Genomic DNA, 16,753 nt, shown 5'->3' on the forward strand with positions numbered 1-16,753 from the left:
GATAAAGCAATGAAAAAGAAATTTATAGCTTTAGCAGCCCTTTTGATGGTTGGGCTCTCTTCGTGTCAGGACGAAGAGATTATCAGGAATAATCCTGAGTTTGTAGAAAATGGGTATGGCGCCTTGAAGATCGCAATGACTCATAGTGGAGCTTCTACAAAAGCAGTGGGAGATGTTGTTCCAAATGACGTAGCCTTTAAGGAAGAGAAGGAAATAAAGAGTGTAGCCTTCATCGTAAAAACGGAAACGGTAGGCGCAGATGCCGGTACGTATAACTATTACCTGAGCGAAGAAGACTTGCTTTCGCCTAACGGTTTTACCGAACCTCTTACTTTGCAGGATCCGGGTGCCGGCGACAGCACGTACACTTGCCAGATTAAGGTAAAGAGTCTGGGTTGGGGTACTCCTAAGGTACTGGTAATTGCCAATTATAAGGAAAATGGAGTGGATATTGCCGACATTGTTGGTAGTACGGATTGGGTTGACCTGCCTTCAGCATTGATGAGTGCACAGTTAACAGCGGGTCCTTCTACTCCGTTACTGATGTTCGGTAAGATCGATAATCTGGCAACCTGGACAACTCAAGGAGGTGGCCTGGCTGCCGAAACTATCAAGATGGAGCGTCTGGTATCGCGTATCGATATTAAAAATTATGCTTATGATGCAGATGCCAGTAAAGCCTTTATCCTTGAATCTGCACAGATTTTAAATCCGAAACAGTATTCTTTTATTATGGATACAAAAACGGATGCTGAGATCAATGCGGTTCCTACGGTTACGGAATTTCCTGCTAATACAAAAGTTGTTACCACTACTATCCAGACCCTGGACAGTCTTTATACTTACGAAAACACCAATGATGCTGTTAATACTACAGTAACTGCATTACAGGTGAACGGTAAATATCGTGGTGCAAAGATGTCAAAATTGATAACGTTTAAGAAAGCGGATGGCGTAGGTACGGTTGGTGATCCTATTGCATTGGCACGTAATACCCGTTATGTTGTAAATATCAATCCATCGAAAGATTCTACAGATATTGTTTGGGATATAAAGGTAGACGACTGGACAGTATCCGATACAATTACAGTAGAACCTTCTTTCCCTGTTCCAACATTGAAGGACCTTAAACTGGATGGCACTGATATTACTGATAAAGTTATAGATGCGGTAGCAAATGTCGGTAAAAAGGTAACATTCACCTCTTCAGCTCCTCAGGCAAGTACTTATACGGTTAAATTTAAGTATAATACTACCGGAAGTTCTATTAATTGGGACAACGGGAAGTATAAGAATGAGATTGTACAGGGTGCTCCGGTTGTAACTTATGCCACAGAAGAAGCCAGTGTGACTCGTACTTATGAACTTACTATACCTGCTCAGGATTCTATCAAGGTTCCTTTGGATGCTTATGTTATTATTCAGAATGGTAGTGTAGCGGATGCATGTGATACTATTACATTGCGTTATTTCCCTAATTATGAGGGTACAAGTCTTAGTCCGGTTATGTATAAAGGCCAGTATTGGGCTCCGGTAAACGTGGGAGCTACTCAGGTTCCTACAAGTGTAACAACTACTTGGAATTTGGCTACTTGCGGTTATCTTTACCAGTGGGGTAGAAAGGCTCCGTTCGGTTATAATGGTTCGGGAGATATGGCTCCTGACGGAACGTTCCCAACTTATGTTGAAGCTACTGCAGAAAGTTATGAGTATGCTGATAAGTTTATTAAGGGTAAATCTGATGCTGATTATTCATGGTTCAGTGATTATAAGGGAAGTCTTTCTCCTGTATTGAGTGTTGGCGATAATGCTTGGCCTCGCGATCAGCAGCCTTGTCCTGCCGGTTGGCGTGTTCCTACGAAGGCAGAGTTGGATCCTATTATGACTGAAGCGAACGGTTCTAACAAGATGAATGGAACTAATAAGGTTTGGATGGCTGCAGAGAATGCAAACTTCGTTCTGCCTGCTGCAGGTTACCGTAACGACAGTAATGGTAGTTCCGGCGGTCTGGCTTCCGACGGTAACTATTGGTCTTCTACACTTTCTGCGTCAGGTAAGTCTCCCCGTTTGTACTTCAGCAGTAGTAGTGCCAATATGAATGAGAACAACCTTGCGTACGGTTTCTCCGTCCGTTGTGTCCAAGAATAAAAAAGGGAGGCGAATTGCCGACCGCATTCGATTGATTTGATTCTTTACTACCCGGCGCTTAAAGCGCCGGGTTTTCATAAACCGCCGTAAGGCGGTCGAATTCGTAAGGTAATTTAGGGCATAACTAAGAAAAAAGTTACATTTGCCCGGATAAACCGGAAAATAGAATAAAGAAAAGATGGAACTGATTGAAGATGTTTTCAAAGCCTATTATGATGCAAGGAAAGGCAAACGTAATTCGGCTAACCAGCTCCGGTATGAAATGAACCTGGAAGAAAACCTGGTTGAACTTTATCATGAGATAAAGGAACGCCGCTATCGGGTGGGGCGCAGCATCTGCTTTATGGTAGACTATCCGGTAAAGCGTGAGGTTTTTGCCGCCGATTTCAGGGATCGTATTGTCCATCATCTTTTGTTTAACTATATTTCTCCTATTTATGAACGTATTTTTATAGACGATTGCTATTCTTGCAGAAAAGGAAAAGGGACATTGTATGGTGTGAGACGCCTGGAAAAACATATCCGTTCCTGTTCGTTGAATTATACACGTGATTGCTACATATTGAAATTGGATCTGGCGGGATATTTTATGAATATAAACCGGCAGAAACTGTATGATATAATGATGAAGACGCTTAACAAATATGAATATCTTGCCATGCCTGATGGAATACATTGGGGCGATTCGGATGAATTTGAATTGGTGAAATATTTGCTGCCGTTGGTGATTATGAATGACCCGGTAAAGAATTGTTTCCGTAAGGGTTCATGGTCTGAATGGGAAGGTTTACCTCCGTCGAAAAGTCTTTTTCATTCGCCTGAAGGATATGGATTGCCTATTGGCAACCTTACTTCACAGTTGTTCAGTAATATTTATCTGAATGAGTTTGACCAATATGTAAAACGGACCTTGTGCATGAAACATTACGGGCGGTATGTGGATGATTTTTTTATTGTACACACCGACAAACGTTTTTTGCTTTCTCTGGTTCCGGTTATCCGTGAATATTTATGGGAAAATCTGGATATAACTTTGCATCCGAAAAAAATAGTGTTGCAACCTTATCAGAAAGGAATTAATTTTCTGGGTGCGGTGGTTAAACCGTATCGGACATATATTCATAACCGTGCAAAACGTAAATTTAAGAATGAATTGTATTTGTGGGAGAAGAAACTGGCAAATAATCCGAATCCGCCAAAGTATCTTTTACTGCAGATGCGTGCTTCAATTAATTCATACCTTGGTATTATGCAACATTTCCGAACCATGAATCTGAAGCGTAGAATTTTATCCGATCGTCCGTTAATCTATAAGTATGGTTATTTCAATAACCGGATGGGAAAATATATATTACTGAAAGAAAACCTTAAATTTTAGTAGTTAAGAAGTTAAGTAGTTAAAGTAGTTAAGTGGTTTTGCTTGACTGGTGATTTTTCACACTTTTTTAAATCAATTATCATATAAACTGTGTGTGTATGTACCGTAATATAGTACTCATAATCATTCTTTTCGGTCTGTTTTCATGTACAGAGGAGCGTCCTGTCGAGGTTCCTTCCGCCCGCCGTACCGTCCTGGTTTATATGTCGGGTGATAACAATCTGAGCGACGAAACCTACACGAAGATAGACAGCATAACGGCCGGTTGGCATAACCGGCAGGATAACCTGTTGATTTACCAGGATGCCCGTGGCGAAAAGGGCACTCCTTCCTTAATGCGCGTCATAGCTAATGATACCAAACCTTATACAGAAGTAATAAAAGAATATCCCGAGGACAACTCGGCTTGTACGGATGTTTTCTCGGAAGTGATACACGATGCCTTGTTTTTATATCCAGCCCCCGGTTACGGTCTGGTTGTTTTCAGCCACGGTACAGGGTGGCTGCCCGAAGGGATGTTTGCCCGTCCGCGTTCCATCATGGATGACAACGGCCGGGAAATGGAGATTGCAGACTTTGTCCGGGCGATTCCCGACCATACGTTCGACTTCATTGTCTTGGAGGCTTGCCTTATGTCCGGTGTGGAGGTGGCTTACGAGTTGCGCAATAAGGCGGATTACCTGGTTGCCTCTTCGGCGGAGATACTCAGCCCCGGTTTTACCCCTGTTTACCCTGAACTGATCAATTACCTTTTTGAGCCGGAGGCCAATTTAAAGGGTTTTGTTCGCAGCTATTATGAGTATTGTAATACGCTTCCGGGCGTTTACCGCAGTGCAACGATGAGTCTTATCAATTTGAGCGCCATGGATGATTTGGCGGTGGCGGCGCGTTCGGCGTTGATAAATCCTGCGACGGTGGATATAAATAAGGTGCAGTGTTTCGATTGGAGCGGCCATAAGCTGTTTTTCGACTTTGGAGATTATATGGAGCAGGTAAATCCGGATTTGTATCCTTTAGTAGAGTCTGCTTTGAATAAGGCGGTCGTTTATAAAGTCTCGACGCCTTCATTCGTGAATATCCCTATCCGTCATTACAGCGGTTTGACAACCTATATAGAGCAGCCCGGATACCCGGAACTGAATAAGTCTTATAGGGAAACGAGATGGGGGATTCAGTTGGGGGTTGATAAGTGACAATTCGGTTGATAGTTTTGTTGGCTTTAGCCTCAGTTTAGTTACCGTCGGTTTTAACCGACGGATGTAGATGCATCTACATCTCAATGGCTTTAGCCAAACCTTTTTTAATTTGGCTAAAGCCAATAAAAAGAGCCTTCTTTAGTCCGTCCGCTGAAGCAGACGGCAATTGAAACCAGGCTAAAGCCATGAAGATAGCATTTTAATTAATCCGTCCGCTGAAGCAGACGGCAGCTTAGGCTAAAGCCAATGAAGATAGAGCTATAAAGGAGGCTGTCAGGCAGAAGCTATCAAGATAAAGTTTGGTTGCTGAACAAATAAAGAATTGTAAACAAATAAAGAATTACAAACAATTAAATATTGAGAATATGAACAAGACAGAGTTAACAAAACAGATTGCGGAAACGTTAAATATACCGCATACCGAGTCGATCCGTTATTTTAATGCTCTGCAGGAGGTGTTGACATCGGAGTTGGAACGTGAGGGTACCATCATCCTGCAAGGTTTCGGAACCTTTACTCCGTGGCGCCAGAACGAACGCCCTGGACGTAACCCCCAGAACGGCACCCCATGTGTTATCCGCCGGCGCCTGAGTGTGAAGTTCAAACCGGGTAAGTATTTGTTGGAGGCTATGAATGCGAAAGGGCAATGAGGATGAAGATACACTTGATAGAAGGTCTTGCAGGTTTGGGGATTCTGTTTACCCTGTCGTCATGCGGGAGTATGCAGGATCTTTCCACAGTTGAGAAAGAGAATACATTGCCGGTGGTGAAAGGTACATCTTCATTGTACCGCCAGGCGGAGATACCCCTGTTGCAGGTGGATGCTTCCGCCATTTACCGCCAGATGTTGAGTTATGTTACTCCCGTCCCGGAGTCTCCTTCCGCTCCGGTAACGCAAACGGAGCAGTTGACGGCTTATATCGATTTCCCGGCAGGAGGTGTAACGGTTAATCCCCGTTATGGCAATAACCGGGCAGAGTTGGAGAAGTTGCGCGAACGTCTCGGCCGGCTTTCCGGTTTTCCGGCTGGCCGTGTCCAATCCATCGGGTTAAAAGGTTTCGCTTCTCCCGATGGTAATACAAAGGAGAATGAACGCTTGTCCGGCAGCCGTGTCGTTCAGTTCAAGGATTATCTTGTCAAACAGTTCGGTTTGCCTGATAACGGTTTGATCCAAATCTCCTGGGAGGGGGAAGATTGGGCAGGTTTGGGTCGTTTGCTTTCTTCTTCGGATAAGAAGTATAAGGGGCAGGTTCTATCGATCCTGTCGGAGACTTCCGACGGTGATATGCTCCGTAAACGTATCAAAGCGCTGGATAAAGGTTCGGTCTATAAGGATATCGAGAAGACATTCTTTTCAAAATTACGCCGTATGGAGTTATCTGTAACGTGCGAGTCGGAGGGTATGCAGCCTTCTTCTTCCGGTATGGATTTTGCCTTGTTGTCTTCACAATATAACTCGTCTCCCGATAAGTTGGGCTTGAATGAGTTGTTAAGTTTGGCATCATTGTATCGTCCCGGTACGGAGCAGTACCGTGAGGTCTACGAGTTGGCCGCTTACCGTTTCCCTTCCTGTCCGGAGGCTCAGTTGAATGCCGCCGCGGCTTCGTTGTCAATGGGTGATAGTGAATCTGCCCGTTTCTTCTTCCAGTCAGTCGAGAGTGATCCCCGCTCATGGAATAACCTGGGTGTATTGTCATTGATGGATGGTGATGTTCCGGGCGCATTGTCTTACTTCCGTAAGTTTATCCCCCAGAACCCCCGTTTGGCTCGCCAGAACATGGAGCTGGCTAAACAGTTGACAGGTGACAATTCAGTTGACAGGTGAGAGTTGATTTATGTAAGAGATGGAATATCATTAGTTTCAGGTCTATAAAGATTGTTGTAATCAGCCGGTTTTCCCTGCCTAAGATATAAAAGGGGCAGGGGAGCCGGTTTTGTTATTTATTTCAAAGCCGGCCTTTTGTGCCGGAGGGATAAACATTCCCCCTCCGCCAAAAGAATGAAAAACGAGTTTAAACGTTTACAGGGGTTATTCGGTGTTGCCACTCCTACCGTCCGCCTTTTTGAGGCACGGATGAAGTTAGTATCTCCAAAAGACCGCCGTGGATGGGAACTGTTGATCTGCCGCCTTGCTTTCGGTTATTACGACCACCTTCCTAAACGGTACCGTAAGTTTATCATCCGTTATCTTGTTCATGACCGTGCGTGTTACGTGCGTTATCTGAATGAGCATACGCCTTTAGGTAGTTTGCGTTATCCCTTGACTCATCCCAAATTATTTTTGAAAATGGTTCATTTGCTGGAAAGCGATAAGGAAGGAGGCCGGATGTCATATTTGCATCTGGCTTCTTTTTTGCTTATAGCTTTCCCTATCAAGAACACCCTCCGTACGCTTGCCGAATATCTTCGTACCTACCGCCATACGCCGGAAGAATTGCTTCAATTACTAGGTAAGACCGAAATCTGGGAGGATTAAATGGGGGTCAGTAGTTAAAGTAGTTAAGAATAATATGCTATTTCTACTTGACTACTTTAACTACTGATTCGCATTATAAATGCGAATATTATAGAGTGTTAATCTCCTCTTGCGTAAGCCCTGTTACTTTGGCAATATTTTCAATAGGTATTCCAAGGTCTTTCATGCCACGGGCGGCAGTGAGAAGTCCTTCGGCTCTGCCTTCCACTCTGCCTTCTGCTTTACCTTCCATCTTACCTTTCTCAATACCTTCGGCAAGTCCTTCGGCTCTGCCTTTTTCTTCACCTTCTTTGCGCCCTTGTCTTTTTGCGGAGTTTATTGTGCCGTAGTAGTCTCTGTATATTTTGAGCGCCTCGTCATACCGGGCACGCTCTTTCTCGTCCAGCTTGCTGACATCGGCAATGTCGAGCAATTTGTCGAAGACGGCTTTCTGCGCATTGAAAGGCATTCTGTCAAATGTGTCCATGTGTTTTAATATATAAATCCAACGTTCAAAATCTGTTTTACATTCGTCTTGCTCCAAGGTAAAGTAAGGCATTGACAGGTATATCTGTCTGAACTTCTTGTTTATTGCTTCACCTGTAGCACGATCTGCCAATATTACATCTGTCCTGAACGAAACAAACGGTGGAATAATAAAGTTCAGGAAATAGATTCCGTACACCGGAAAGATCTCATATTCCCAATCTTTCCCTTTTATTCCCTGCCGGGTAACAGAGCGGCACAGGTAGTACAAACTTCTGTCCAGGAAGAAATCCTGGTATTGGTTCTGCATTTCAATTATGAAATAAGCCCCGTTTGTTTCCCTGCAGAGGATATCAAAGATTACCACTCTGCCGTTTGCCATTTCCGGCATATCTTCCTTATCCATAAAGGATATGTCGGCTATATGCCTTTCTCCGACCAATAAATCGTTCAGGAACGCGATAAGTACATCCTTACTGATCTCCCTTCCGAATATATGCTTGAAGCCAATATCCGTAAACGGATTGATAAATTTCCCCATAGTTGTCTGGTTTTGATGGTTCGCTACCCAATAGCAGGCAGTGAGGCAAAGGTAAGGATTTATTGTTGAAATGGCTCGTATAAGTAGATATATTATAAATGCTAATATTATAAAGAGATTGATATAAATTCTTATTCGTATGGAACTTCTATAAGCAGTACTTTTGACTTTTTCAGTACTTCGATAATAATATGATCGGTATCCCAAAAGCCGGCTCCGTCACGCTTGGATAAGGTCGTGTTACTTATTTCGACTTCACCTTCGATAACAAAGACGTATACGCCGTTGTTTTTATGATGGAGTTTGTATTCCTTTACCTGGCCTGCATCCAATGTTCCTAAAGAAAACCATGCGTCTTGATTGATAGATGCCGGAACTTCGCCGTCTGGTGCTATAATCAGGCTCAACTGGTTTTCTTTTAAAAAAGGACGGATGTCGTAGCTCCCGTATTTTGGAGGCGTATTTTCTTTCCGGGGGATTACCCATATCTGTAAAAATTCAAGCCGTTCATCGGCACTATCATTAAATTCGCTATGAATAATACCGGTACCGGCGCTCATTACCTGAATATCTCCGGGGGTGATGACTTCGCTGTTTTTTATACTGTCTCCATGACGCAAATAACCATGCAGGGGGATGGAGATCACTTCCATATTTTTGTGCGGATGCATATCGAAGCCTTCGCGTGGGGCAACGGTGTCGTCGTTTAACACACGTAACATTCCAAAATGTACGCGTTTGGGATTATAATAGTTTGCAAAACTGAATGTATGATATGTTTTTAGCCAGCCGTGGTTGGCGTATCCTCTAGTGTTGGCTTTGTCTACAACTTGTTTCATAAGCTTTCTTTCTGATTTAATTAATTTATTAATAGAACAACCGGGCAACAATAAAAGTTTTTAACATGAAAGAACCCATATATAAGCGGAAATAATTACATTTGCACAATTATTTCTTATCATCCAGTAAATATATAATAGAATCTTATGGCAATCTACTTAAACGATGTTTCGAGAACATTTGGAGAATATTTGCTTATTCCGGGTTTAACCACGAAACAATGTATACCGACTAATGTTTCTTTAAAAACTCCGCTGGTAAAGTTTAAAACCGGAGAACATGCTGCGATTGAGCTGAATATTCCTTTGGTTTCGGCTATTATGCAATCGGTATCGGGTCCTGAACTTGCTATCGAACTGGCACGTAACGGAGGACTCTCTTTTATATTCGGTTCGCAGCCTATTGAAAGCCAGGCTGAGATGGTACGTAAAGTAAAGAAGTTTAAAGCCGGTTTTGTTATAAGCGATTCAAACCTTACTCCTGAACAAACTTTGGCTGATGTGGTAACATTAGTGAATAAAACAGGACATTCTACTATAGGTGTGACCGATGACGGAACACCGAACGGTAAACTACTGGGGCTTGTTACCAGTCGCGACTACCGTGTTGAAAAGGATTCCTCGGAAAAGAAGGTGAAGGATTTCATGACACCTTTTTCCAAATTGATAGTTGGAGAATTGGGCATGACCCTGAAAGAGGCTAACCAGATTATATGGGATCATAAATTAAATACATTGCCTATTATCGATAAAAACCAGAAACTGCAATATTTTGTATTCCGTAAAGACTATGACAATCATCGCGATAATCCGCTGGAACTGTCTGGTGCGGATAAGAAATTGTTGGTTGGTGCCGGTATCAATACACGTGATTATAAAGAACGTGTTCCGGCATTGGTAGAAGCTGGTGTTGATGTTTTATGTATCGACTCGTCGGATGGCTATTCCGAATGGCAGAAGGAGACACTTGCATGGATAAAAGGGCAATACGGAGATAAAGTATTGGTTGGCGCCGGAAATGTGGTAGATCAGGAAGGTTTTAATTATCTGGTGGAGGCAGGCGCTGATTTTATAAAAGTAGGTATTGGTGGCGGTTCTATCTGTATTACCCGCGAACAGAAAGGCATTGGTCGCGGACAGGCAACTGCTTTGATCGATGTGGCTCAGGCACGTGATGCTTACTTTAAGAAACACGGTGTTTATATTCCTATATGCAGTGACGGTGGCTTAGTACACGATTACCACATGGTGCTTGCTTTGGCTATGGGAGCGGATTTTCTGATGATGGGACGTTATTTTGCCCGTTTTGACGAATCTCCGACGAAAAAACTGAGAATTGGAAACAATTTCGTGAAAGAATACTGGGGAGAAGGTTCAAACCGTGCAAAGAACTGGCAGCGTTATGATATGGGTGGCAGCGAATCTCTTAAATTTGAAGAGGGTGTTGACAGCTATGTCCCTTATGCCGGAAAGATGAAAGATAATTTGAATGTTACTTTAGGGAAAATGAAAGCAACAATGTGTAGTTGCGGTTCCGTTACAATTGAGGAATTGCAAAAATACTCCAAAATAACGTTGGTATCTTCAACCAGTATTGTGGAAGGCGGTGCACACGATGTTATCCTGAAAGAACAAAACTAATAGAAAGATTTTTTTACAAACGCCCGACTGGATTCCGTGGATAATGGTATCGAGCCGGGCTTTTAACGCAAATATATACTATTATTATTATCACCATGAAAAAGACAAATTTCATTGTTTTTCTTTTCTTGCTTTGTATGGCACAGATGAGAGCAGCGGAACAAAGGCCTATCCGTATATCCACTGCTGAGACTGATTTGATTTTGAGGGTTGCTCCTAATGGACGTGTTTATCAGTCATATTTGGGAAGTCGTTTGTTGAATGAATCGGAGTTTGCCAATCTTCCGTTATATGTCCGGTCGGGTTCGGATGATGCCGTTTCGACCCGTGGATGGGAGATATATCCTTGTTCAGGGGCTGAAGATTATTATGAACCGGCTTTTGGTATACAGCATAATGACGGGAATATGACGAGTATATTCCGTTTTGTGTCCAGCGAGGTAAAGAAGCAGGATGATAATGTTACCGAGACTATTATCACGATGAAGGATGATGTATATCCTGTAAGTGTAAAGATGCATTATCTTACTTATGCGAAAGAAAATATTATTAAAACGTGGACGGAAATAAGCCATAGTGAAAAGAAGCCGGTTTCTATCTTCCTGTATGCTTCCAATATGCTATATTTTGAAAGTCCGAAGTACTATCTTACCGAGTTTTGCGGTGACTGGGCTAAGGAAATGGGTATGACTAGCCAGGAGTTAAAATTCGGTAAGAAAATTATTGATACAAAACTAGGGTCTCGTGCAGCCATGCAATCTTATCCGTTTTTCCAGTTGGGATTAGGGGATGTGGTTCGTGAGAACGAAGGTGATGTACTGATGGGCACGATTGGCTGGACAGGAAATTTCCGTTTTACATTTGAAGTGGATAATATGAATAATATTCGTATTATATCCGGTATTAATCCGTACGCATCTAATTATGAATTGAAGCCGAATGAAGTATTTGTTACACCTGAATTTATCTTTACGTTGAGTAATCAGGGTGCAGGAAAGGCTAGCCGCAGTTTTCATGACTGGGCTCGTAATTACCAGGTGAAGAGAGGAAAAGACGATCGCCTTACTTTATTGAATAACTGGGAATCTACAGGTTTTAATTTCGACGAAAAGAAGCTGGAAGAAATTATGGTAGAAGCCAAGGATCTGGGTGTGGATTTGTTTTTGCTGGATGATGGCTGGTTTGGTAATAAGTATCCCCGTGTTAATGACCGTGCCGGTTTGGGTGACTGGGAAGTAATGAAGAGCAAACTTCCGAACGGTATTCCTAATTTGGTAAAAGCGGCAAAAGATGCAGGCGTGAAGTTTGGTATCTGGGTTGAGCCGGAAATGGTGAATCCGAAAAGTGAGCTGTTTGACAAACATCCAGACTGGGCGATCCGTCAGCCGAATCGTGAAACCTATTATTATCGTAACCAACTGGTTCTTGATTTGAGTAATCCGGAGGTGGAAGATTATGTATTCGGGGTAGTAGATAAGCTGATGACTGAGAATCCTGAAATAGCGTTCCTGAAATGGGATTGCAACAGCCCGATTACAAATATCTATTCTCCTTATTTAAAAGGAAAACAAAATCAGCTATATGTTGATCATGTTCGCGGCGTAATGAATGTCTTTAAGAGGGTAGCCGAAAAATATCCGGACTTGTATATGATGATTTGCTCAGGTGGAGGCGCACGTTGCGATTATGGTGCTTTGAAATATTTTACAGAATTATGGTGTAGTGATGATACGGATCCGTTTGAACGATTGTATATTCAATGGGGATTTTCTCAGTTCTTCCCATCTAAGGTGATGTGTGCCCACGTAACAAGCTGGAATTGGAAAACAAGTGTGAAGTTTCGTACGGATGTGGCTATGATGTGCAAGATGGGATTCGATTTGGGTCTGAAAGAATTGAAACCGGATGAATTGACTTTTTGCCAGCAAGCGGTGAAAAATTTCAATCGCCTGAAACCTGTTATCCTTGAAGGTGATTTTTATCGTCTGGTTTCTCCTTATGAATCTAACCATACGGCTGTTATGCATGTAAGTAAGGATAAAAATGCAGCGTTACTCTATGCGTATGATCTTCACCCTCGTTATGCAGAGAAACTTTATCCTGTTAAGTTACAGGGATTAGACCCTGAAAAGAATTATAAACTGGAAGAGATTAACCTGATGCCGGGAGCCAAATCAACATTGGCGGATAACGGAAAGGTATTCAGTGGCGATTATCTGATGAAAGTGGGCTTGCGTGTCTTTACGATAGCCGAAGCGAATAGTCATGTGGTTGAAATTAAATGTTGTGACTAAATACCTACTATATACGGTCTGCAGGTAAATTTTGCCTGCAGACCGTTCGTTTTTGGCCGAAAAACTTTTGAAGGAATAAAATCTAGATCTAAATAAATAATGAAGAATAATGAACTTGTGCTATTTGCTGGTGTTGTTACTATATCGGTTACCTCATGTAATCTGAAAGAGAAATCGAAAGAACAGATAAAACCAATGAATATCGTCTATATAATGACAGACGATCACACGGCACAGATGATGAGCTGTTATGATAAACGCTATGCTTATACGCCGAATCTGGACCGGATTGCCCGGGACGGAGTGAAATTTACCAATAGTTTTGTTACCAACTCATTGAGTGGCCCTAGCCGGGCCTGTATGATTACCGGAAAATTCAGTCATAAAAACGGTTTTACCGATAATACGAATTGCGTGTTTGACGGTTCGCAGCAAACCATGCCTAAATTATTGCAGGAAGCAGGCTACCAGACAGCTATTATTGGGAAATGGCATTTGGAAAGTTTGCCTACCGGATTTGATTACTGGAAAATTGTTCCGGGACAGGGTAATTATTATAATCCGGATTTTATCACATTAAATAATGATACGATCCGTAAACATGGCTATCTGACCAATCTTATTACGGATATGAGTTTGGATTGGATGGAGAATAAACGGGATAGTAGCAAACCGTTTTGTCTGTTTATTCATCATAAAGCACAACATCGAAACTGGATGGCTGATACTTGTAATCTGGCACTGTATGAAGATAAAGAATTCCCTTTACCTGTTAATTATTATGATGATTATGAAGGGCGTCTTGCTGCAGTGGCACAGGAGATGAGTATCATTAAGGATATGGATCTTATTTACGATCTGAAAATGTACCGGAAGGATAAAAACAGCCGTCTGAAAAGTACTTATGAAGGTATGTACGGACGTATGGATTCTGCACAGAAGGCTGCCTGGGATGCGTTTTATGATCCGATTATTGAAGATTTCTATAAAAAGAATCTGCAAGGAAAAGAGTTGGCGGAATGGAAATTCCAACGTTATATGCGGGATTATTTGAAGACGCTGAAATCGTTGGACGATAATGTAGGACGGGTACTTGATTATTTGGATGCTGCCGGATTGTCGGAAAACACATTAGTGGTTTATACTTCCGATCAGGGTTTTTATATGGGAGAACATGGCTGGTTCGATAAACGCTTTATGTATGAGGAATCTTTTCATACGCCTCTGGTTATGCGTTTGCCGGGTGGAAAGAAAGGCGAAATTGTCCAATTTGTTCAGAATATAGATTATGCTCCTACTTTTCTGGAATTAGCTGGCGTTCCGGTTCCCGAGGATATACAGGGAGAGTCTTTGCTGCCTTTACTGAGAGGAGAAACTCCTGCAGACTGGCGTAAATCTATATATTATCATTATTATGAATATCCTGCAGAACATATGGTGAAACGTCATTATGGGGTACGTACGGATCGTTATAAATTGATTCATTTTTATAATGATATTGATGAATGGGAATTATACGATTTGCAGGAAGATCCGCAAGAGATGCATAATTTGTATGGAAAACCGGAATATAAGGAAGTGGCAAGAGAATTGTTGGAAGAGCTGCAAAGGCTTCAGAAACAGTATGATGATCCTATAGAGGCTGAATTGGCCGAAAAAAAGTGAAAAACTTTTCTGATTTTTTTTGGGCGAAAAACTTGTGAGTTAAAAATAAGTCCTTACCTTTGCACCCGCAATCGAAAGAAAGCGCACGAGTTCTTTGAAAGATTTACATACAACAAGTAGTACAAGTATTATACAGACATTAGATGTTTGTTTTATAGAATAATAATACCGTCAATTACTTAATAGATTTAGAGATTCTGAGCAAAAGGTATAAAAACAAATTAACAACGAAGAGTTTGATCCTGGCTCAGGATGAACGCTAGCGACAGGCTTAACACATGCAAGTCGAGGGGTAACAGGGGGTAGCAATATCCCGCTGACGACCGGCGCACGGGTGAGTAACGCGTATGCAACTTACCTATCAGAGAGGGATAACCCGGCGAAAGTCGGACTAATACCACATGAAACAGGGGTCCCGCATGGGAATATTTGTTAAAGATTTATTGCTGATAGATAGGCATGCGTTCCATTAGATAGTTGGTGGGGTAACGGCCCACCAAGTCTGCGATGGATAGGGGTTCTGAGAGGAAGGTCCCCCACATTGGTACTGAGACACGGACCAAACTCCTACGGGAGGCAGCAGTGAGGAATATTGGTCAATGGGCGAGAGCCTGAACCAGCCAAGTCGCGTGAAGGATGAAGGTTCTATGGATTGTAAACTTCTTTTAGAGGGGAATAAAGTGCGGGACGTGTCCTGTTTTGTATGTACCCTCTGAATAAGCATCGGCTAACTCCGTGCCAGCAGCCGCGGTAATACGGAGGATGCGAGCGTTATCCGGATTTATTGGGTTTAAAGGGTGCGTAGGTGGATGTTTAAGTCAGCGGTGAAAGTTTGTGGCTCAACCATAAAATTGCCGTTGAAACTGGATATCTTGAGTATGTTTGAGGTAGGCGGAATGCGTGGTGTAGCGGTGAAATGCATAGATATCACGCAGAACTCCGATTGCGAAGGCAGCTTACTAAACCAACACTGACACTGAAGCACGAAAGCGTGGGTATCAAACAGGATTAGATACCCTGGTAGTCCACGCAGTAAACGATGATTACTAGGAGTTTGCGATATATTGTAAGCTCTACAGCGAAAGCGTTAAGTAATCCACCTGGGGAGTACGCCGGCAACGGTGAAACTCAAAGGAATTGACGGGGGCCCGCACAAGCGGAGGAACATGTGGTTTAATTCGATGATACGCGAGGAACCTTACCCGGGTTTGAACGTAAGAAGACCGGAGTGGAAACACTCTTTCTAGCAATAGCTTTTTACGAGGTGCTGCATGGTTGTCGTCAGCTCGTGCCGTGAGGTGTCGGCTTAAGTGCCATAACGAGCGCAACCCTTATCACTAGTTACTAACAGGTCAAGCTGAGGACTCTAGTGAGACTGCCAGCGTAAGCTGTGAGGAAGGTGGGGATGACGTCAAATCAGCACGGCCCTTACATCCGGGGCGACACACGTGTTACAATGGCATGGACAAAGGGCAGCTACACAGCGATGTGATGCTAATCCCCAAACCATGTCTCAGTTCGGATCGGAGTCTGCAACTCGACTCCGTGAAGCTGGATTCGCTAGTAATCGCGCATCAGCCATGGCGCGGTGAATACGTTCCCGGGCCTTGTACACACCGCCCGTCAAGCCATGGGAGCCGGGGGTACCTGAAGTCCGTAACCGTTGAGGATCGGCCTAGGGTAAAACTGGTGACTGGGGCTAAGTCGTAACAAGGTAGCCGTACCGGAAGGTGCGGCTGGAACACCTCCTTTCTGGAGCAAAGGGTCTCAAAAATAGAGTAAAGGAATCGGTATAATATTCTTTACTTGTACTACGGTTGCTATGTATTAAGAAATATGATCTTACTCAAAAAAGGAGAAATTATGGATAAGATTCCATGTTTGTCCTTAGGTAGGGAAAGAGAGAAAAATGATGCTGAGAGTAATCGAGGCAAAGTTGACAGTCCTATAGCTCAGTTGGTTAGAGCGCTACACTGATAATGTAGAGGTCGGCAGTTCAACTCTGCCTGGGACTACAAGAAAATCTCAAGAAAAAAGGGGGGATTAGCTCAGCTGGCTAGAGCATCTGCCTTGCACGCAGAGGGTCAACGGTTCGAATCCGTTATTCTCC

General features: G+C 42.9%; 11 protein-coding genes, 2 tRNA genes and 1 rRNA gene (1 of these 14 running past the window's edge). 12 read left to right on the forward strand and 2 right to left on the reverse strand.

Features of this window, described 5'->3' with window-relative positions; translation table 11 throughout:
• Nucleotides 1-9 precede the first annotated feature (9 nt).
• From ACYIB7_RS05785 to ACYIB7_RS05810, 6 genes are all read left to right on the forward strand, one after another.
• Nucleotides 10-2,148 (forward strand): fibrobacter succinogenes major paralogous domain-containing protein, encoded by a 2,139-nt coding sequence (locus ACYIB7_RS05785; protein ID WP_480338321.1) that lies wholly within the window; start codon nucleotides 10-12, stop codon nucleotides 2,146-2,148.
• 178 nt (nucleotides 2,149-2,326) lie between these two features.
• Nucleotides 2,327-3,526, forward strand: coding sequence for an RNA-directed DNA polymerase (locus ACYIB7_RS05790; RefSeq protein WP_099462916.1), 1,200 nt, complete (start codon nucleotides 2,327-2,329; stop codon nucleotides 3,524-3,526).
• 98 nt (nucleotides 3,527-3,624) lie between these two features.
• On the forward strand, nucleotides 3,625-4,719 hold the full coding sequence (locus ACYIB7_RS05795; protein ID WP_103984433.1) for a clostripain-related cysteine peptidase: 1,095 nt from the start codon (nucleotides 3,625-3,627) through the stop codon (nucleotides 4,717-4,719).
• A gap of 368 nt (nucleotides 4,720-5,087) precedes the next feature.
• Nucleotides 5,088-5,372, forward strand: coding sequence for an HU family DNA-binding protein (locus ACYIB7_RS05800; protein WP_103984434.1), 285 nt, complete (start codon nucleotides 5,088-5,090; stop codon nucleotides 5,370-5,372).
• A gap of 2 nt (nucleotides 5,373-5,374) precedes the next feature.
• Nucleotides 5,375-6,547 (forward strand): hypothetical protein, encoded by a 1,173-nt coding sequence (locus ACYIB7_RS05805; protein WP_480338322.1) that lies wholly within the window; start codon nucleotides 5,375-5,377, stop codon nucleotides 6,545-6,547.
• Nucleotides 6,548-6,721: 174 nt separating this feature from the next.
• Nucleotides 6,722-7,198 carry a hypothetical protein gene (locus ACYIB7_RS05810; RefSeq protein WP_103984436.1) on the forward strand — a complete coding sequence of 159 codons (477 nt, stop codon included), beginning with the start codon at nucleotides 6,722-6,724 and terminating at the stop codon, nucleotides 7,196-7,198.
• 88 nt (nucleotides 7,199-7,286) lie between these two features.
• On the opposite strand, the gene ACYIB7_RS05815 is transcribed toward ACYIB7_RS05810, so the two are convergent.
• Both ACYIB7_RS05815 and ACYIB7_RS05820 read right to left on the reverse strand, forming a co-directional pair.
• A complete protein-coding gene (locus ACYIB7_RS05815; RefSeq protein ID WP_480338323.1) occupies nucleotides 7,287-8,204 on the reverse strand; it encodes an Rpn family recombination-promoting nuclease/putative transposase in 918 nt (305 codons plus the stop codon).
• Between the two features lie 131 nt (nucleotides 8,205-8,335).
• Entirely contained in the window at nucleotides 8,336-9,043 is a 708-nt protein-coding gene (locus tag ACYIB7_RS05820) for a pirin family protein (RefSeq protein WP_480338324.1), read from the reverse strand.
• Between the two features lie 147 nt (nucleotides 9,044-9,190).
• Between ACYIB7_RS05820 and ACYIB7_RS05825 the strand changes: the two genes are divergently transcribed.
• The 6 genes from ACYIB7_RS05825 to ACYIB7_RS05850 form a co-directional block, all read left to right on the forward strand.
• Complete coding sequence (locus ACYIB7_RS05825) at nucleotides 9,191-10,684, forward strand: IMP dehydrogenase (RefSeq protein ID WP_103984439.1); 1,494 nt, start codon at nucleotides 9,191-9,193, stop codon at nucleotides 10,682-10,684.
• 95 nt (nucleotides 10,685-10,779) lie between these two features.
• Nucleotides 10,780-12,978, forward strand: a complete 2,199-nt coding sequence (locus ACYIB7_RS05830) for an alpha-galactosidase (RefSeq protein ID WP_103984440.1) — start codon at nucleotides 10,780-10,782, stop codon at nucleotides 12,976-12,978.
• 99 nt (nucleotides 12,979-13,077) lie between these two features.
• Entirely contained in the window at nucleotides 13,078-14,643 is a 1,566-nt protein-coding gene (locus ACYIB7_RS05835; RefSeq protein WP_480338325.1) for a sulfatase family protein, read from the forward strand.
• Between the two features lie 224 nt (nucleotides 14,644-14,867).
• Nucleotides 14,868-16,395: ribosomal RNA gene (locus tag ACYIB7_RS05840) — 16S ribosomal RNA — on the forward strand.
• 189 nt (nucleotides 16,396-16,584) lie between these two features.
• Nucleotides 16,585-16,658: transfer RNA gene (locus tag ACYIB7_RS05845), tRNA-Ile, on the forward strand.
• A gap of 22 nt (nucleotides 16,659-16,680) precedes the next feature.
• Nucleotides 16,681-16,753, forward strand: a tRNA-Ala gene (locus ACYIB7_RS05850) (it continues 4 nt past the right edge of the window).

The sequence above is a fragment of the Parabacteroides sp. KHUB-03 genome (assembly GCF_056640975.1).